The following is an 18,188-nucleotide window of genomic DNA, read 5'->3' as shown; positions in this document are numbered from 1 at the left end:
AAAGAGGCAAGAAAGGACTTGCCATGAGAACCAGCAAACCGATCACCGTGACCCTTGGCCGCCAGCAGGCCAGCGTCGACGCACGCCTGGCGTCGGGCGCCTACGACTCCGCCAGCGAGGTCATGCGCGCTGCGCTGCGCGCCCTCGACCGGGAGGAGCAGACCATCAGCGCGATCATGCGCGCCAAGGTCCAGGAAGCTCTTGACGACCCGCGTCCGGACATCCCGGCAGAAGACGTCTTCAAAGCGCTGCGAGCCCATCATGCGGACCGCATGAAGGCCTCCAAGCGTGACACATAAGATCGTCTTCAGGCCGGCGGCTCAAGCCGACCTCTTCGCCATCTACGACTACATCGAAAACGACAGCGGGAGTCGGCGTGCCGGCGACTATGTCGACCGCATAGAGGCCGCGTGCATGGCGCTGTCCCCTTTCCCGGAGCGCGGGACTGTGCGCGACACCGTTGGCCCTGGCGTCCGCATTGTCGGTTTTGAACGCCGCGTGTCGATCGTTTTCCGGGTCGACGGTGACACTGTGGTCATCCTGCGTGTGCTCTACGGCGGACGGGATTATCCGGCCGGTTCAGAGGGTGACGCAGACACCTGATTCTTCTGGTGGAATTGCGAACTAATCCGCGCCTTCTTCAGGATCCATCGCCGCGGCCTCGGTGGCCAGAACCTCGATTTCCTGGTTCTGTCCGGCCACGACCGTAAAATCCTTCTGATAGATGCGGTCGCGGTTCTTGGCGATGATGGTGTAGTCGCCCTCGGCCAGCACCATCGAGGCGAAGGCGCCGACGGTTTCCTTGATCGGATCGCCGGATTCATTGAGCAGCGACCAGGACGTATCGGCGATTGCCTCGCCACCGGTCTCACGCACCAGCTTCATCGTGATCTCGGCGGCGTGGTGCTCGACGGTCGCTTCGGTCAGCTTGCCGGCCTCGACGCGGATGTCGGAGCGGATGACCGCATTGACCGCGCCATAGGTCGAGACGACGTGGTAGATGCCGGCGTTGAGCCGCACGACGCTGTTGGGCTCGACATCGGGAATGATCAGCGCGCGGTCGCCATTGGCCTCGGCGGTGCCCTCGTAGATCGAAAAGCGCAGCTTCTTCGGCGGAATGCGCACGCCGCCGGAGAGCACGGCGTCGAGCTTGAGGCCGCCGGCGTCGAGCACGAGACTTTCGCGCTTGGCGTCCTTGCCGACAGTGATGCGCTTGGTGGCTCCAGCCCGGCCGTAGGAGGCGTGAACCAGATAGCTGCCGGGTTCGAGCTGGAAGACGGCGGTGCCGCCATGAGAGGAGGCGACCATCGGCAATTTGCCGTTGACGGCTTCGGGCTTGAAAACCCGCCAGACGATGCCGCGCGTGATGTCGGAACCCTTGTCGGTCAACTGGGCCGAGAGTGTGATGGCGCCGCCGCCGCTCAGCGCCAGCGATGTCTCGCCTTTCGGCGTCGCGTAGCTCGAAATTCCCGGAAGCTTCAGGTCGCTGACACCGTCGACGTTCTGTGCCATGGCGAACGAAACCGGCGCCATCAACAGCAGGGCGCCGAGCCAGATCAGGAAAAGACGGACAGTCCCCTCAAACATGCCTTGCGTTGAAGCCCATGGCGGTGGCAATTTCAAGGCTTAAGAGTCCGACCGATACGACTCTTCCGTCCGGCGTATCCCGCGCCAATGCCCGAGCCGCCCGAATTCCCGATGGTGCGCTTCAGCTCAAAACAGACCGTTTAGGAGACTTGCGCCCATGGCGTCGCCAATCATCGATTTCCTGCTGGCCCGAAACTCCGCACCGATTCCCGATCTGAAGGAGCCGGCGCCGAGCGATGCGGAGATCGCGACGATGATCACTGCTGCCTCGCGGGTGCCCGACCATGGCCGCCTGGAGCCCTGGCGCTTCATCCTCTACCGTGGCGAAGCCCGCGTCGAGATCGGCAGGCAACTGGCAGCGCTTGCCGAGCAGCGGGAAGGTCCCTTGCCGGAAGGCCGCCGCAACCAGGAACTGGCGCGGTTCTCGCGCGCCCCGCTGGTGATCGGCGTCGTGTCCATCCCCAGGGAGAACCCAAAGATCCCGCAATGGGAAATGTTCCTGTCGGGCGGCATGGCGGCGATGAACCTGATGATATCAGCCAACGCGCTGGGTTATGGTACCAACATGATCAGCAACTGGTATTCGGATGTGCCGGAGGGCAGGGCGCTGCTGGGGCTGGCGCCGCAGGAGCGGGTCATCGGCTTCATCCATATCGGCTCCTATGCCGGCCCGGCGCCGGAGCGGCCCCGGCCCGATCCGGCAAAGCTTTACGGCGACTATTCGGGGCCGTGGGTCGGCTGAATGTTCTACGAGCCTTCAAAGGGCCACGGCCTGCCGCACGACCCTTCGAAGGCGATCGTGGCGCCGCGTCCGATCGGCTGGATTTCGACACTGAACGGGGCTGGTGAGATCAACCTCGCGCCATACTCCTTCTTCAATGCCGTTTCGACGCGGCCTTTCATCGTCTGGTTCTCCTCCGAAGGCGAGAAGGACAGCGCCTCCTTCGCCCAGGAAACCGGCGAGTTCGTCGCCAATCTCGTCAGCCGCGATCTCGCGGAAAAGATGAACCGCACATCGGTCAACGCACCGCGCGGCGTCAATGAGTTCGTCTATGCCGATCTTGCCATGGCGCCGTCGCGTCTGGTGGCGCCACCGCGCGTGGCGGCAGCGCCGGCCGCGCTCGAATGCCGGGTGACGGAGGTCTTTCGGCCAAAGGCGCTGGACGGATCGCCGACAAGTGCCGTCGTCGTCGCCGGTGAAGTGGTCGGCGTGCATATCGACGACGCCTTCCTGACGGACGGCCTGTTCGACATCATCAAGGCCGGCAATGTCGCCCGTCTCGGCTATATGGATTATGCCAGCGTCGACGAGGTGTTTTCGATGCGCCGGCCGCGCTGGGACAAGGACTAACCCAAAACTCCCGCCGCCTTTGCCCGCGCCAGAAGCCGATCGGCCAGCCGCAGATGCGGTCGGTCGAACATCTTGCCGTCGATGCCGACGACGCCGGGATTTCCCGCTGCCGCGAACGCGGCAACGATTGCCGCCGATTGTCTCACGGCGTCGACCGACGGCGTGAAGGCGGCGTTGATGACCGGCACCTGATCGGGGTGGATCGCCATCTTGCCGGTGAAGCCGTCGCGCTCGGCCTCGGTGCATTCCGCTTCGAAGGCCGCCATGTCGCGAAAATTCGGGAAGACGGTGTCGATCGCCTCGACCTCCGCCGCACCGGCGGCAAGTATGGTCATGGTGCGAGCGTGACGGAACACGTCCGTGTAACGGCCGCGATCGTCGCGCGCCGTGCGCGCGCCGATCACCGCCGACAGGTCTTCAGCGCCCCAGGTGAGGCCGGCAAGCCGCGCGCTTGTCCCGGCATAGGTCGCCGCTGCCAGCACGCCTGCCGGCGTTTCGGTGATGATCGGCAGGATCTTGATCGCGCCGTCGGCCAGATCATTTTCGGCCTCGCGCACCCTGAGCTTTGCCGACAGATGCTGTACATCCTGGCCGCTGTTCGCTTTGGGCAGCATGATGCCGTCGGGTCGTGCCGGCACCAACGCCGCCAGATCGTCATCCGTCAGCCCGGTCGTGAGGTCATTGACCCTGACATAGATGGCTGAACTGGTTTGCGCCCTGCGTTCCAGGATGAAGCGCGCCGCCACCTCGCGCGCCAGCGCCTTGTTGTGCGGCGCCACGGAATCTTCGAGGTCGACGATGACCACGTCGGCGCCGGCACCAAAACCCTTTTCCAGCTTCCTCTCGGAGTCACCCGGGACGAACAGCAGCGAACGCATGCGTCAGATCGCCTTCTTCAGCATCATCGCTTGCCTGGTGCATTTGGCGACGAGATCGCCATGCTGGTTGTAGGCGCGATGCTCGAATTCGACGATGCCGCGATCGGGTTTCGACCTGGACTCGCGCACCGAGATAACCGTGGTCTCGACCCGGATTGTGTCGCCATGGAAGACCGGATGCGGAAACACGGTCTCCTTCATGCCGAGATTGGCCACCGTGGTGCCGACTGTGATGTCATTGACCGAAATGCCGATCATCAGGCCGAGCGTGAACAGCGAGTTGACCAACGGCTTGCCCCATTCGCTCTTGGCGGCGAAATCGAAGTCGATGTGCAGCGGCTGCGGGTTCAGCGTCATCACCGAAAACAGCATGTTGTCGCTTTCGGTAACGGTCTTGCGCAGCGTGTGCTGGAAGACATGGCCGACAACGAACTCTTCGAGATAAAGCCCGGCCATTTCTTTCTCCTCAGGTGCTTGACGGTTGATAGGCGCTGCAAATCAGCCTCGCAAGCCAGTTAATGAACATGGTGAACGGTTCGTAAACCAATTCTGCCTACGGTCGTCAGTGGGGCCGGAAGCTTCTGGCAAGGGGCGTAAGCAGGCGGGCATGGTTGTTGTTTCGCATTTCCTGAAATGGATCTACACGGCCAAGGTGTCGGAGCGTGCGGCGGCGGCGAGCGCTCTGGCCCGGGCCTACATCAATTCCGAATTGCCTTTCGAGGATCGCTGCGCCGCCGAGGCGGCGCTGACGCTGTTGCTCGACGATGCCTCATCGAAGGTGCGGCTGGCGATGGCCGAGGCGCTGTCCATGAGCCACCACGCGCCAATGCAGATCATCAGCGTGCTGGCCTCCGATCAGCCGGAAGTCGCCGGCGTGGTGCTGGCGCGCTCGCCGCTGCTCACCGACGCCGACCTGATCAACCGCGTGGCCTCAAGTCCGAAGGCGACACAGAAATTGATCGCCGACCGGCCACTCGTCTCGATGGCGCTGTCGGCGGCCATCGCCGAGATCGGCGAGGCGGACGCCTGCGCCGTGCTGCTCGCCAACCGCGGCGCCGACATCGCCTCGCTCAGCTTCCGCCGCATGGCCGAACGGCACGGGCACCTGCCGCTGGTGCGCGAGGCGCTGATATCGGATATCAGGCTGCCGGCCGACTGTCGGCATATGCTGCTCGTCAAGCTTGGCGAAATGTTGAAAACGTCGCCACTGGTGATGGCGATGATGGGCGCGGCGCGAGCCGATCGCGTCATGCGCGACGCCTGCGTCAAGGCTTCGGTGACGCTGATCGAAGGCACGCGCCAGGAAGAACATGCGGCCCTGATCGAGCATCTCAGGCTGCGTGGCGACCTCACCGCGAGCTTCCTCATCCGCACGATCGCGCATGGCAAGGTCGATTTCTTCGGCTCGGCGCTGGTCGCGCTCAGCCAGCAGTCCGAACAACGGGTAAGGGCGCTGCTGGCCGGCGGGCACGACGTTGCCTTGCAGGCGCTGTTCCGCAGCGCCGGGCTCGCCGGCGCCACGCACGCCATCATCCTGCGTGCGCTGAAGATCTGGCGCGAGGTCGCCAACGGCAAGCGCGTCGCCGGTGTGCAAGAGGTCAGCTGGCTGATGCTCAAGGAAGTGGGCGGTCAATCCGCTGAGGGCGATCTCGCCGCCTTGGTCAAGTCGATCCATCTCGACGCGCTGCGCGAAAACGCGCGCGGCCACGCGCTGGCGATAGCGGCGGCCTAGTTGGTCTCCTTTGAAGGGCTGGATGGACCCAAAGCCATTGCGTTGTCGACGCCAAGAATCGGTATTATGTTCCAAGCATGCGCGATCCATCCTCAAAGCGTCTCACCGTGCCGGCCGAGATCAGGCCGCTGATCGATGAAATCAGGATTCGCCTGAACCCCGATTCCATATGGCTATTCGGTAGCCGAGCCAGGGGCGACAATCGGCCTGACAGTGACTGGGATATTCTCGTTGCCTTGCCGGATAGTGCTGGGCCGGAACTGCTGGATCCGCTCATCGGTTGGGAGATTCAGCACGAAATCGGAATCCCCGCGACAATCCTGTCCACCACATCGAGTGCTTTGGCTGCAAGTTGGGATGCGCGAAATACGATCGCTTATGACGTCGCTCGCAACGGGCGTCGATTGGATGTCTGATCAGTGGACCATCGCCAGTGCGCTTCGGTTGGCGAACGGGTGCATCAGGGACGCACATGTTCTGGCTGCATCAGGGTCCCGCAATTCCGCCTATCTCAGCCAGCAGGCGATTGAGCAGATCATCCGGGCGCTTGCGACCTCGGAGGCTATTCACATCGAACGTCACGATGCGCACCAGCTCGACAAGATTGTAAGGCGATTCCCGGACAATCACGCTGAGAAAGCGGCGTTGAAGTCGCTCGTTTGGTTGGAGGCGTATGCAACTACCTTCAGGTATACGTTGCCTTCTGGCCAGATACCTCGCGCACCTGAAAAGGCAAAGCTTCAGAAAGCCATAGACGACATCTCGGACCTTATCTTGCGGGCTGCGGGGCACTTCAAGGTCGATCTTGGCGATGAATCAAAGCCAGCTCAGGTAGTGACTCCTATGCGCGGGTACAGTCAGCAATAATATTTGCCTAAGGCCTGTTGTCGGCGAAAAAATCCGGAAAGTCCTCCATCGCGGCGGCGATGATGCGCAACGATGCCGCGATCTGCAGCAATTCGCCGGTACCGTTTCGTTGGGCAATGCTCGCCGCATATTGCCGGGCGACGGTGACGGTCGATGTCTGCGGATCGCCGGGGGCGCGGAAGAGCAGTTCGCGCGCCAGCCCCCTCAGGAAATTGGCGATCGAAAGCGCGGTCTCGGATGGGATGGCATGGCTTTGGCTCGCATCGCGCAGCCGAAGGACCTCCAGGCCGACGGTAACGGCGGCGACGCCGCCGCCCAGAACCGCATCGCCTTTCTGACCGGCATTCTGCACCAGCGGCATCAACTGGTTGATGCGGTCGTAGGCGAGGCTCTCGAAGGCCGACCGCCTCGGCACCCGCTCATGCAGGCAAAGCCGCGCCAGATCCTCGCGCATGGCGCGCACGATGCGGTTGGCCGCGAGCCATGGATCGGCTGGCAGCACGACGATGAAGACACCGATCGCCAGCAGGATGCCGACCAGGATCGACGCCGAACCGGCGAAGAAGGGCCCGGGATCGTAGGTCATCGCCTGGTGCGGGCTCAGGAAGGCGAGGAAGTTGATGGCGAAGGCCGTCGCCACGCCGACATAGCGTGGATTGGCCATGGCCAGCGCCGTCGGTACAAGGATGGGCACGACAAACAGCATGAACCAGCCGAAACCGGGCAGCGCAGGCAATGCGATCTGGCCGACGAGAAAGGCAAACGGCAGCGCCAGAAGCGTTCCCTTGAAGAAACCCCAGGCGACCTGCACAGGGTCGGGGCGAGCAGCAAACAGGCTCGATACGACAGCAACGAGAATGACCGTGCCGGCCGCTTCCGACCATTTCGTTGTCAACCAGAAGGCCGCGACCAGCAGCGTGGCAAGGGCAGCGCGAACGGCGTTGCGCGATGCGCCGGCGTAATCGCGATGCACCACCAGCGCAGGCTGCCTGCTGCCCCTGGCCGGGCGCGTGGCAGGCGCGCGCAGGGCGTCGAGGCCGCGCAGCACCTGCTTGAGCGCATCGGCGAAATCGGCGGCAATGGTCAGGCGGGTGATGGTGCCGACCCTGTCGTCGCCCTGGTCGGTCGAGGCATCGGGCATTTGCCGGGCCTTGGCCGAGATGGCGTCGAGCCGCGCCACCCAAGGCGCGGTGTCATCCAGCGCACCGGGCTTCGCGGCCAGTTCACCGACAAGGGCCTGCAACTCCGAACGCACCGGAATGAGTGCGGCGTTCTTCGGAGCGGCATGCGAATGCAGCGCGCGTGCCGCAGAGAGCGCGGAGAGCAGTTGTCCGATGGTGCGCCGGACCGGATGGGCGCGCGGCGCGAAACTCGGCGCCTCGAGCCTGGCATAGGCGCGCATTTCGCCAAGCGTCTGGGTATCGGTGACCAGCTTTCGGTGCAGCGCGGACAGCGTTGCGGGGTCGCCGCCGGAGAACGCACCGCCGGCATAGGTGGCAAGATCGAGGATGCAGCGTTTCAGGCGCGAGATGATGGCGTCGCTGGCCAGTTTCGGCAGGATCAGCCGGCTGGTCAGGCCGGCGCAGACAATACCGAGCACGATCTCGGCGCAGCGCGCGACCGCGAGGTCGACGACGAGGTGTGGCTGTCCGAAGGCAGGCAGGCCGATGATCATTGCGGTGTAGCCGGCAAGCGCGGCGCCATAGGCTTCCGGATTGCGCAGCAGCGACGAGACGAAGGTGCAGATGCCGATCCAGACAGCAAGCACAGTCACCAGCACCCAGGGGCCGGTGCCGAATGTGGTGGTGATGCCGATCGCGGCGATACCGCCGACCAGCGTGCCGAGCAACCGGTAGAAGCCCTTCGCCAGCACCATGCCGGCAACCGGCTGGGCGACGATGAACACCGTCATCATGGCCCATTGCGGATGGTCGAGCTTCAGCGCATAGGCGGCCAGCAACGCGATCAGGCCGGCTGAAACGGTGCGCAAGGCAAAGATCCAGTCGGAGCGCGTCGGTTGCGTCAATCCGGCTAAACTCGTCTCGAAGTAACCTTTCAGCCGCGCCCAGGTCACATGCTCGTCTCCGCAACTGGAGCCTTGTTATGGACCGGCTGGCGGCTAGATATCCAGCACTTCCGCCGCGGCGAATTCGGCGCGTTCCTGGATGAAGCGGAAACGGGCTTCCGGCTTGGTGCCCATCAGTTCATCGACCCTGTCCTTGGTGGCTGAATCGATTTCGTTCACATCGACCCTGAGCAGCGTGCGCTTCCTCGGGTCCATGGTGGTTTCCTTGAGCTGGGCGGCCATCATCTCGCCCAGGCCCTTGAAGCGGCCCAGTTCCACCTTGCCGCGCCCGGTGAATTCGGTGCGCAGGAGCTCATCCTTGTGCGCGTCGTCGCGGGCATAGGCGACCTTGCCGCCTTGCCTGATCGAGTAAAGCGGCGGCACGGCGAGGTAAAGGTGGCCGCCGCGCACCAGCGCCGGCATCTCCTGGTAGAAGAAGGTGATCAGCAGCGAGGCGATGTGGGCGCCGTCGACGTCTGCGTCGGTCATGATGATCACGCGGTCGTAGCGCAGATCTTCATCGCGGTACTTCGAACGCGTACCGCAGCCGAGCGCCTGGATCAGGTCCGAAATCTGTTGGTTGGCCGCCAGCTTGTCGTTGCCGGCGCTGGCGACGTTGAGGATCTTGCCGCGCAATGGCAGCACCGCCTGGCTGGCGCGGTCGCGCGCCTGCTTGGCAGAGCCGCCGGCCGAGTCACCTTCGACGATGAAGAGTTCGGCACCGGCCGCGGCATTCTGTGTGCAGTCGGCAAGCTTGCCCGGCAGCCGCAATTTGCGCACCGCGCTCTTGCGCGACACTTCCTTTTCCTGGCGCCGGCGCACCCGCTCGTCGGCGCGCGCGATCACCCATTCGAGCAGCTTCGACGCTTCCTGCGGATTGTCGGCCAGCCAATGGTCGAACGGATCGCGGATCGCGGTCTCGACAATTCGAATTGCCTCGATCGTCGCCAGCCTGTCCTTGGTCTGGCCGACGAATTCCGGCTCGCGGATGAACACCGACAGCATGCCCGCCGCCGAGATCATCACGTCTTCGGAGGTGACGATCGAGGCGCGCTTGTTGCCGACGAGATCGGCATAGGCGCGCAGGCCCCGCGTCAGCACGTTGCGGAAGCCGGCCTCGTGGGTGCCGCCTTCGCCGGTCGGGATGGTGTTGCAGTAGGAATTGATGAAGCCGTCGCCGCCGAACCAGGTCACCGCCCATTCGAGCGAGCCATGGCCGCCTTGTTTCTCGCTCTTGCCGGCGAAAATCTCGCGAGTCACCTGGAAGTCGTCGCCGAGCGATGCCTTGAGATAATCCTTCAGGCCCCCGGGAAAATGGAATTCAGCCTTGGCCGGTGTCTGGTCTTTTTCCTTGATCAGCGACGGATCGCAGGTCCAGCGGATCTCGACGCCGCCGAACAGATAGGCTTTCGAGCGCGTCATGCGGTAGAGCCGCGCCGGTTCGAACGCCGCGCCCTTGCCGAAAATCTGCTCGTCGGGGTGGAAGCGGATCTTTGTGCCGCGCCGGTTGTGGACCTCGCCCAACTGTTCCAGGCCGGTCACGGGAACGCCGCGCGAGAATTTTTGCCGATAGAGTTGCCGTCCCCGCGCGACCTCAACCTCGAGATGGTCCGACAGCGCGTTGACCACGGACACACCGACGCCATGCAGGCCGCCTGATGTCTCATAAACCTTGGAGTCGAACTTGCCGCCCGAATGCAGCGTCGTCATGATCACTTCAAGCGCCGGCTTCTTGAACTTCGGGTGCGGATCGATCGGGATGCCGCGGCCATTGTCGGTCACGGCGAGATAGCCGTCGGCCGAGAGCTCGACATCGATGAAGGTGGCATGGCCGGCCACCGCTTCGTCCATCGAATTGTCGATGACCTCGGCGAACAGATGGTGCATCGCCTTGTCGTCGGTGCCGCCGATATACATGCCTGGCCGGCGGCGCACCGGCTCCAGCCCTTCCAGCACCTCGATGTCGGCGGCGCTATAGCCCTCGCTGCCGTCCTTGGTCGAGGCAGGACGCTTGGTGGCTTGCACCACCAGTGGATCGGCCGGGCGCGCAGGGGTACGCACCGGCTGCGGCTGCTTGTCCATATTGCCGAAGAGATCGTTGTTGTCGTCCATGCCTGCCATAGGTTCCGGTGCTGCGAATCACCTCACGATACTGCCACGCTTTTCAGCGCCAAGCGACCGAGGTTCCTGTTCCGTTCGGGGATCTGGCCCCTCTTACCCCAAAACCATTCGATAACCAAGCCGGCGGAAATAGATCCGATACCAACGCCCGGGATTCCTGATTCTTTAACAATGCCGCCTAGCGTGAACCCAACAAAACAAGAAACTGCTGGCATCAGGGGTTTACGGCGTGAGGGGCAAGGCCATATCGATGATCGGCATCGCCGCCGTTTTCGGGGCGATCTCGATCTTTGCCGCGGATTTCTGGGTCAAAAGCCAGGCCAAGGCCGATTCCGAAGAGAAGACGTCGTCGATCCCGGCACCTGTTGTGCCGAAGGTCGAGTTCAAGACCATCGTGGTGGCGAATGCCCCATTGCGCTACGGCATGGAGCTCGACCGCGCGCAGCTCAGCGAAATCCCGTGGTCGCAAGAGTCCGTGCCGCAGGGCGCCTTCACCACCATCAATGCGTTGCTCGCCGACGGCACTCGCGTGGTGCTGTCGCCGATGGAGGTCAACGAACCGGTGCTGCTGACCAAGCTGTCCGGCCCGAACGGCCGCGCGACACTCTCCAACATGATGACGCCCGGAATGCGGGCGGTCACCATCCGAACCGACGAGATCGCCGGTGTCGGCGGCTTCGTCACGCCCGGTGACCGCGTCGACGTGGTGCTGACGCGCGATGCCGGCGAAATTCAGGAAGTGGCCAAGAATGCGCAAGGGGCCGCCGGTTCGACCATCACCTCCGAGATCGTCGTCGCCGATGCCAAGGTGCTGAGCGTCGGGCAGGGCGCCGACGAGCGCCAGACGACGCCGCAGATTTCCAATTCGGTGACCATCGAGGTGACGACAGACGGCGCGCAGAAAGTGGCGCTGGCCCGCACCGTCGGCACCTTGTCCCTGTCGCTTCGGTCCGCCAGCGAAGGCGGTGACGGCAAGAACGGCGTCACCACCATCTCCTCCTTCGGCGGATCGGTCGCCTCCGATGTGCAGGCCGCGGCCGGCTCGGTGTTCGACGCCGTCACCAAGGAGCCGGAGAAACCGAAGTTCAAGACGGTCATCGTAACGCGCGGCACAACGGCCGAGGAATACCAGGTTCCTTCGCGGGACCAGAAATAAGCCAGTGGGGACTGGGTGAGGGACGGGACAATGTTCGGGCTGTTCACATATCGGATCATGACGCGGTTGCGCGTTTTGCGTGCCGTGGCTGTCGCGTCTTCGCTGGCTGCTGCGGCGATGCTGGCCTTCGGCGCCTCGGCGGCGAGAGCCGACAACGACATCGTCTATGTGTCGTCAACCAAGAATGCGTCGATCAAGGTTGCCAAGGGCAAGCCGAAGACGATCATCACCAGTGCCGCCTTCTACCAGATCGTCATCGGCGATCCGGAGATCGCCAACGTCAATCCGCTGACCGACAAATCCTTCTATGTGCTCGGCAACAATCTCGGCACCACCGGCATTGCGCTGTTCGATGAGAAAAAGCAGCTCGTCGGCACCGTCGACATCGAGGTGACGCTCGACACAGACCAACTGGCCAGCACCATTCGCGCCAGCGTGCCAGATGCCAGGATCAAGGTCGGATCGGCCAATGGCCGGGTCGTGCTGTCGGGCGAGGCGGATGACGCGGTCGCCGCCGAAAAGGCAAACAAGATCGCAACGCGCTTTTCCGGTGCCGAGGAGGTCATCAACTCGGTCAACATCTCATCGTCGCAGCAGGTCCAGCTCAATGTCCGCTTTGTCGAGATCAACCGCCAGGCGGGTCAGGATCTGGGCGCCAAATACGCCGCCAATTTCGCCTATGGCCTTGGCGGCCGCGACGTCTCGCTTGATCCGGGTACAGTGCCGACGGCCGGCACGGGCGAGATCATCGGTCGGCTCCTGTCGAACGGCGTATCCATCGATATCGCCATCAAGGCGTTGGAAGAGCGCGGCTTGGCGCGGCGACTGGCCGAGCCGAACCTGATCGCCCGGTCCGGCCAGACGGCGAGCTTCCTCGCCGGCGGCGAGTTCCCGATCCCGGTCTCCGAGGACAACGGCAAGATCTCTGTCAGCTACAAGAAATACGGCGTCAGCCTGGATTTCACGCCGACGGTTCTGAAAGACGGGCTGGTCAGCCTTGATATCGCGCCGGAAGTCTCCTCGATCGACGCTTCGGCCTCCTACAATATCGGCTCCATCTCGGTTCCCGGCTTCATCGTGCGCCGTGCGAGGACGTCGGTCGACCTGAAGAACGGCCAGAGCTTCATGATCGCTGGACTGCTGCAGTCGCAAAACGACATCACCACGTCGCGCATTCCGGGCCTCGGCAAGATGCCGGTGCTTGGGGCGCTGTTCTCGTCGAAATCCTATCAGCGGCGCGAGACCGACCTCGTCATCATCGTAACGCCCTATCTGGTCAAGCCGGTCGATCCGTCGAAGAAGCTCGTCGAGCCAACCGATGGCACGCAGCCGGCCAGCAACGCCGACTATTTTCTCAACAACACCGAGGAAGTGAAGGATTCCGATGCCGGTCGCACCTTGGCGCTGGCAGACGGCCGCGTCACTCAACCTGCAGCGGCCGCTTCGGCTGGGCATTTCCTCGACCTGCCGAAGGATTGAAACCATGCGTCTGGTCTTTGGATCGAGCGTCGCCTTGCTGCTGGCCGGCTTTGCCGCCGGCTGCACCAGCGACGACTATGTGCGCAGCGAAGGGCCGACGGCCGGTGCCGGAAATGCGCAGGCCGCCAACACCGTCATGCAGATGGTCGATCCCTGGAAATACGGGGTCCAGAACACCAGGCTCCTCGTGCCGGCCCAACGAGGCAGTGCCGCGGCCGTCACACCCGATCAGGCGGCCGGTGCCAAGTCGTCGCAGTCCAGCACGACCAATTGATCCCACGGGCAACTGATCCAACGGTCGATCGACCTGACAGGCTGACAGAATGGCAAACGGCATCAAGACCAGGAAGATCCTGCTCGTATCGACCGACAGGACGTTTGCGCAGGACACGCGCACCGCGTTTTCCGCCTCCGAGATCATACAGCTCTCGACAGTGGAGAAGAACGTTACCGAGTTGCGCGGCGAGATCCAGGAAGCCGACTTCGGCGCCATCATCGTCGACATGGATGCGGCAAGGCTGGAGGAGGTCGAGTCGCTGCAGCGCATCATGCGCCGGCTGGAGGACAAGGTTCCTGTCGTCGTCGTCACCCAGGAGTTCAACGCGGCCGCGGTGCGTATTCTCGTGCAGCTCAAGGTCGCGGATTTCCTGGTCAAGCCGATCACCACCGCCGATCTGGTGCGCTCCGTTGTGCGGGCACTGCAAGGACCCGGGCGCGAGGAAAACACCGAGTCGCAGATCTACACCTTCATGCCTGCGGCGGGCGGCGTCGGCACCACGACGCTGGCGCTGCAGACCGCTTTCCAGCTGCATCACTCGGTGACGCGCGGCGCCTCGACCTGCGTCGTCGATCTCAACTTCCAGCAGGGCGCCTGTGCCGAATATCTCGACCTCGAACCGCGTTTCGACATTACCGAGATCGAGAACCAGCCCGAGCGTCTCGACCGCCAACTGCTCGACGTGATGCTGTCCAAGCATGCCAGCGGACTGTGCGTGCTGGCGGCACCGGCGCATCCAGCAGAGATGCGCTCGTTCAAGACCGATGTCGTCGTGCGTATGCTGGACCTCGTTTCGGCCTATTTCGACAATGTCGTCATCGACATGCCACGCACCTGGTTCCCATGGACGGAAACCGTGCTGCTCGGTTCCAACAAGCTCTACATCGTCGCGGAAATGACGGTCCCGTGCCTGCGCCACACGCAGCGGCTGATCCAGGCGGTCTACGAGACCGCCGGCAAGGAAGTGAAGCCCAACGTCATCGTCAACCGTTTCGAACAAAAGATGTTCGATAACGGCATCAAGCAGGCGGACGTCCAGGAAATTCTCGGCGAGCATTTCGTCGGCGGCATCGCCAACAACTACCGGCTGGTGCGCGAGGCGGTCGATCGCGGCGTGCCGCTGCACGAGATCGATCCCAATGCCAATGTCATCAACGATCTGAAGAAGATCATCCTGCCGGAGGAGGCGGCCCCAACACGGGCGAAATCGCGCTCGCTGTTTGGCATGGGCCGTGGATTGCTGAAGAGGAAAGCCGGATGACCAGCCGCTTCTCCACCCTGCAGAACCGCGACGCGCGTCCGCAGCGCGCGCCTGAGACGACGCCGGTCGCCCATCATGCCGTCGTCATTCCGACCAGCCGAAAGGCTTTGCCGGCAAAGCCGGACACAGCGCCGGCAAAAAATGCCAACAAGGTGCTCGATGCGCGCGTGCGTATCCACCGGCTGCTGCTCGAAGAGATCAATCTCGTCGCGCTGGAGCGTTTGCCAAAGGACGAGATGCGCCGGCAAGTGCATGATTTCGTGTCGGAAAAGACCAAGCAGGAGCGGATGGCGATCAACACCGTCGAGCTTGACGCGCTGGTCGACGACATCGTCGACGAGATGGTCGGTCTCGGTCCGCTCGAGCCGCTGCTCAAGGACCCCGACATCAACGACATACTGATCAACGGCCACATGAACTGCTTTGTCGAAAAGAAGGGCAAGCTGCAGCCGGTCCACATTCCGTTCAAGGACGAGGCGCATCTCCTGCGCATCGTCAACAAGATCGTCGCCGCGGTCGGTCGCCGCGTAGACGAATCCCAGCCGATGGTCGATGCCCGCATGCTGGACGGCTCGCGCTTCAACGCGGCCATCCGCCCGGTTGCGGTCGATGGGCCGCTGGTGTCGATCCGCAAGTTCTCCAAGAACAAGCTCGGCCTGCACAAACTGGTCGAATTCGGCGCCATCACCCAGAACATGGCCGAAGTGCTGGCGGCGGCCGTGCATGCCCGCAAGACGACGATCATTTCGGGCGGTACCGGCACCGGCAAGACGACCATGCTCAATGCGCTGTCGGCTTTCATTCCGGAAGACGAGCGGCTGATCACCATCGAGGACGCGGCCGAGCTCCAGCTGCAGCAGCCGCATGTCGCACGCATGGAAACGCGGCCGGCCAACATCGAAGGCCATGGCGAGCTGAAGCAGCGCGACCTGGTCAAGAACGCACTGCGCATGCGCCCCGACCGCGTCATCCTCGGCGAGTGCCGCGGCGAGGAGGCCTTCGACATGCTGCAGGCAATGAACACCGGCCACGAAGGGTCGATGGCGACCATCCATGCCAACACGCCTCGCGACGCCATTTCGCGGCTCGAGCAGATGCTTGGCATGACCGGCATGCCGATGACGGTGCAGTCGATCCGCAGCCAGATCGCCAGCGCGCTCGACCTGATCGTCCAGCTGACGCGCCTGTCCGACGGCAAGCGCAAGGTGACCAGTGTCGCCGAGGTGACCGGCATGGAAGGCGATGTCATCCAGATGCAGGAGATATTCCGCTTCGTGCGTACCGGCATGGAGGCCGACGGCAAGATTCTCGGCCACTACGAGGCGACCGGCATCCGGCCGCGCTTCCTTGAGGATCTGCGCGCCATGGGCATCGAGTTTCCCGGACGATATTTCGAACCCGGTCGGCCGCAGGAGTAGCCAGGTGTTCGATGGAATGAGCGCGATCTATGTCGTCTATGCCGCGGCCGCGCTGACCGGCATTCTGATCGCCGAGGCCTGCTATCTGCTTTATGCCGGCCGCAGCGACAAGCGCACCGCCATCAATCGGCGCATGAAGCTGCAGGAAAACAAGATCAGCCAGGAGCAGGTGCTCGTCCAACTGCGCAAGGAGCGCGGACTTGACGCGGGCACGCCGCTGTTTTCGGCGGACCGGTTTCGGGCTCTGCGAACCCAGTCGGGTATGATCATGCCGCTGTCGAAATTCCTGACGATCACCTGCGGCGTGGCGATGGCGATGGCCTTGGTCGCCATCTGGTACGGCTTTCCGCTGCTGATGGGGTTCGTCCTGTTTGTGGTGCTCATGCCGCTATTGCCGGTGCTGACTTTGCGTTTCAAGCGCAAGCGCCGGCTGAAGCGGTTCGGCATGCAATTGCCGGAGGCGCTTGAACTGATCACGCGTGGCCTGAAGGCCGGCCACCCTGTGCCGGTGGCGATCGCCATGGTGGCGCGCGAGATGCCCGACCCGATCGGCAGCGAGTTCGGCGTCATCGCCGACGAAGTGACCTATGGCTCCGATCTGGTTTCGGCGTTGAACTCGCTGTTCGACCGGGTCGGCCAGGAAGACCTGCCGCTGTTCGTCACCGCCGTCTCGATCCAGACCAGTTCGGGCGGCAATCTGCGCGAGATACTCGATGGCTTGGCGACGACGATCCGCGAGCGCGGCAAGCTGCGCCGCAAGGTGCGCGCCATTGCGACAGAAGGCCGGATGTCGGCCTACATACTGACGGCGGTGCCGGCGTTGCTGTTTGCCGCCATCATGGCACTGATGCCGGGGTTCTACAGCGACGTCTGGGGCGAGCCAAAGACCTGGTATCTGCTTGGCGGGTCGATCACTTGGCTGATGCTGGGCAACCTGATGATGTTCAAGATGTCGAATTTCAAGTTCTGACATGCAGGACTTCATCGAATTCCTCGCCTCGCTTGCGCCGACCTCATTGATGCCGGTGGCCATCCTGCTGCTGGCGGTGGGTGCTGCCGCTGTTGCCTGGCCTGTTGTCACGGCGAAGGGCGATCGCAACGAGGTCATGCGCCGGCTCAGGGTCGACAACGGTCCCGTGGCCGCCAAACCGGAGCTGGTGCAAAAGAAGAATACCGGCGTCGTGCGCGAGAAGGCGGTGAAGCGGGCGCAGGAATTCTACGCCAGGAGCGATCCGGAAAATGTCGCCCGGCTGCGCATGAAGCTTATCCAGGCGGGCTACATGGAGCCGCGCGCTGTCGGCACGTTTTTCCTGATCCGGTTCACCGCGATGATCGGCACGGCAATCGGTGTGTTTGTGCTCAACCGCTGGATGGCCAGCCCGGACGCGACGATGGCCAGCCGCTGGACCTTCGTCATCCTGTCGGGAGCGGCCGGCTATTTCCTGCCCGGCCTGGTGCTGAGCCAGAAAGTGCGGGAACGCAGGCGTGAGTACCGCAACGGCTTTCCCGATTTCATGGACCTGATGATTGTCTGCTCGGATGCCGGCATGAGCATGGAGGCGGGCATAGAGCGCGTCTCCAAAGAACTCGCCAAGACCTATCCCGCGCTCAGCCAGAACCTGCAGCTGGTGTCGCTGGAGCTGAGGGCCGGGCGCAGCCTTGACGATGCGCTGAAGGCGCTCGCCGACCGCCTCAGCCTGGACGAGGTGCGTTCCTTCGCCACATTGCTGCAGCAGTCCAAGGAACTCGGCACCAGCCTGTCGGGGGCGCTGCGTGTCTTTTCCGACGACATGCGCCATAAGCGTATGTCGTTGGCCGAGGAAAAGGCGCACGCTTTGCCGGCCAAGATGTCGGTGCCGGTTGTTGTGTGCATCCTGCCGGTGGTGCTGATGATCGCGGCCATTCCAGTCATCGTCAAAATGACGGCGCACTAGCGAGCGCTTCACAAAAGCCCTAGCAAGGGGCTGACAACCATTGTTCTGACCGAACCCGGCTT

At 63.3% G+C, this 18,188-nt stretch carries 19 protein-coding genes; 14 read left to right on the top strand and 5 right to left on the bottom strand.

All coding sequences use genetic code 11. From position 1 onward, the window contains the following. Positions 1–23: 23 nt before the first annotated feature. Positions 24–299 carry a type II toxin-antitoxin system ParD family antitoxin gene (locus MESCI2_RS0112165; protein ID WP_027036846.1) on the top strand — a complete coding sequence of 92 codons (276 nt, stop codon included), beginning with the start codon at positions 24–26 and terminating at the stop codon, positions 297–299. Continuing rightward, positions 289–603 (top strand): type II toxin-antitoxin system RelE/ParE family toxin, encoded by a 315-nt coding sequence (locus tag MESCI2_RS0112160; RefSeq protein ID WP_027036845.1) that lies wholly within the window; start codon positions 289–291, stop codon positions 601–603. The genes MESCI2_RS0112165 and MESCI2_RS0112160 overlap by 11 nt, the downstream gene beginning before the upstream one ends. Before the next feature lie 21 nt (positions 604–624). On the opposite strand, the gene MESCI2_RS0112155 is transcribed toward MESCI2_RS0112160, so the two are convergent. After that, positions 625–1,587 carry a hypothetical protein gene (locus tag MESCI2_RS0112155; protein WP_027036844.1) on the bottom strand — a complete coding sequence of 321 codons (963 nt, stop codon included), beginning with the start codon at positions 1,585–1,587 and terminating at the stop codon, positions 625–627. Positions 1,588–1,744: 157 nt separating this feature from the next. Here MESCI2_RS0112155 and MESCI2_RS0112150 point away from each other — a divergent pair, with 157 nt between their 5' ends. Then, positions 1,745–2,329 (top strand): nitroreductase family protein, encoded by a 585-nt coding sequence (locus MESCI2_RS0112150; protein ID WP_027036843.1) that lies wholly within the window; start codon positions 1,745–1,747, stop codon positions 2,327–2,329. Further along, the gene (locus MESCI2_RS0112145) at positions 2,330–2,938 is read left to right on the top strand and encodes a flavin reductase family protein (protein WP_027036842.1); all 609 of its coding nucleotides are present in this window, start codon (positions 2,330–2,332) and stop codon (positions 2,936–2,938) included. Here the strand turns inward: MESCI2_RS0112145 and MESCI2_RS0112140 are convergent. Next, complete coding sequence (locus MESCI2_RS0112140) at positions 2,935–3,816, bottom strand: HpcH/HpaI aldolase/citrate lyase family protein (protein WP_027036841.1); 882 nt, start codon at positions 3,814–3,816, stop codon at positions 2,935–2,937. The genes MESCI2_RS0112145 and MESCI2_RS0112140 overlap by 4 nt on opposite strands. 3 nt (positions 3,817–3,819) lie before the next feature. Beyond that, on the bottom strand, positions 3,820–4,272 hold the full coding sequence (locus MESCI2_RS0112135) for a MaoC family dehydratase (protein ID WP_023810497.1): 453 nt from the start codon (positions 4,270–4,272) through the stop codon (positions 3,820–3,822). A gap of 151 nt (positions 4,273–4,423) precedes the next feature. Between MESCI2_RS0112135 and MESCI2_RS0112130 the strand changes: the two genes are divergently transcribed. From MESCI2_RS0112130 to MESCI2_RS0112120, 3 genes are all read left to right on the top strand, one after another. Continuing rightward, positions 4,424–5,548 (top strand): DUF2336 domain-containing protein, encoded by a 1,125-nt coding sequence (locus tag MESCI2_RS0112130; protein ID WP_027036840.1) that lies wholly within the window; start codon positions 4,424–4,426, stop codon positions 5,546–5,548. A gap of 77 nt (positions 5,549–5,625) precedes the next feature. Beyond that, positions 5,626–5,964, top strand: coding sequence for a nucleotidyltransferase family protein (locus tag MESCI2_RS01000000134625; protein WP_050596545.1), 339 nt, complete (start codon positions 5,626–5,628; stop codon positions 5,962–5,964). Continuing rightward, positions 5,927–6,415, top strand: a complete 489-nt coding sequence (locus MESCI2_RS0112120) for a HEPN domain-containing protein (RefSeq protein ID WP_027036839.1) — start codon at positions 5,927–5,929, stop codon at positions 6,413–6,415. Before MESCI2_RS01000000134625 ends, MESCI2_RS0112120 begins: the two co-directional genes overlap by 38 nt. A gap of 7 nt (positions 6,416–6,422) precedes the next feature. Here MESCI2_RS0112120 and MESCI2_RS0112115 read toward each other — a convergent pair whose 3' ends face one another. Together MESCI2_RS0112115 and parE are read right to left on the bottom strand one after the other, a co-directional pair. Further along, on the bottom strand, positions 6,423–8,489 hold the full coding sequence (locus MESCI2_RS0112115) for an FUSC family protein (RefSeq protein WP_027036838.1): 2,067 nt from the start codon (positions 8,487–8,489) through the stop codon (positions 6,423–6,425). A 45-nt stretch (positions 8,490–8,534) separates the two neighbouring features. Next, on the bottom strand, positions 8,535–10,592 hold the full coding sequence (gene parE / locus MESCI2_RS0112110; RefSeq protein WP_027036837.1) for a DNA topoisomerase IV subunit B: 2,058 nt from the start codon (positions 10,590–10,592) through the stop codon (positions 8,535–8,537). A gap of 238 nt (positions 10,593–10,830) precedes the next feature. Here parE and cpaB point away from each other — a divergent pair, with 238 nt between their 5' ends. Genes cpaB through MESCI2_RS0112075 form a run of 7 tightly spaced genes read left to right on the top strand, consistent with a single transcriptional unit; the run spans position 10,831 to position 18,126 of the window. Next, the gene (gene cpaB, locus MESCI2_RS0112105; RefSeq protein ID WP_245270307.1) at positions 10,831–11,757 is read left to right on the top strand and encodes a Flp pilus assembly protein CpaB; all 927 of its coding nucleotides are present in this window, start codon (positions 10,831–10,833) and stop codon (positions 11,755–11,757) included. 30 nt (positions 11,758–11,787) lie between these two features. Next, positions 11,788–13,236 (top strand): type II and III secretion system protein family protein, encoded by a 1,449-nt coding sequence (locus MESCI2_RS0112100; protein WP_081738700.1) that lies wholly within the window; start codon positions 11,788–11,790, stop codon positions 13,234–13,236. A gap of 4 nt (positions 13,237–13,240) precedes the next feature. Beyond that, complete coding sequence (locus MESCI2_RS0112095; protein ID WP_027036834.1) at positions 13,241–13,510, top strand: hypothetical protein; 270 nt, start codon at positions 13,241–13,243, stop codon at positions 13,508–13,510. 49 nt (positions 13,511–13,559) lie between these two features. Continuing rightward, complete coding sequence (locus tag MESCI2_RS0112090; RefSeq protein WP_027036833.1) at positions 13,560–14,774, top strand: AAA family ATPase; 1,215 nt, start codon at positions 13,560–13,562, stop codon at positions 14,772–14,774. Continuing rightward, positions 14,771–16,192, top strand: coding sequence for a CpaF family protein (locus tag MESCI2_RS0112085; protein ID WP_027036832.1), 1,422 nt, complete (start codon positions 14,771–14,773; stop codon positions 16,190–16,192). Before MESCI2_RS0112090 ends, MESCI2_RS0112085 begins: the two co-directional genes overlap by 4 nt. A 4-nt stretch (positions 16,193–16,196) precedes the next feature. Further along, positions 16,197–17,162 (top strand): type II secretion system F family protein, encoded by a 966-nt coding sequence (locus MESCI2_RS0112080; protein ID WP_027036831.1) that lies wholly within the window; start codon positions 16,197–16,199, stop codon positions 17,160–17,162. A gap of 1 nt (position 17,163) precedes the next feature. Beyond that, positions 17,164–18,126, top strand: a complete 963-nt coding sequence (locus MESCI2_RS0112075) for a type II secretion system F family protein (protein WP_027036830.1) — start codon at positions 17,164–17,166, stop codon at positions 18,124–18,126. Positions 18,127–18,188: the final 62 nt, after the last annotated feature.

The sequence above is a fragment of the Mesorhizobium ciceri WSM4083 genome (genome assembly GCF_000519305.1).
GTDB classification, from domain to species: domain Bacteria; phylum Pseudomonadota; class Alphaproteobacteria; order Rhizobiales; family Rhizobiaceae; genus Mesorhizobium; species Mesorhizobium ciceri_B.
The sequence above is the reverse complement of the archived record's forward strand: the minus strand, read 5'-3'. Positions and strand labels throughout refer to the sequence as shown.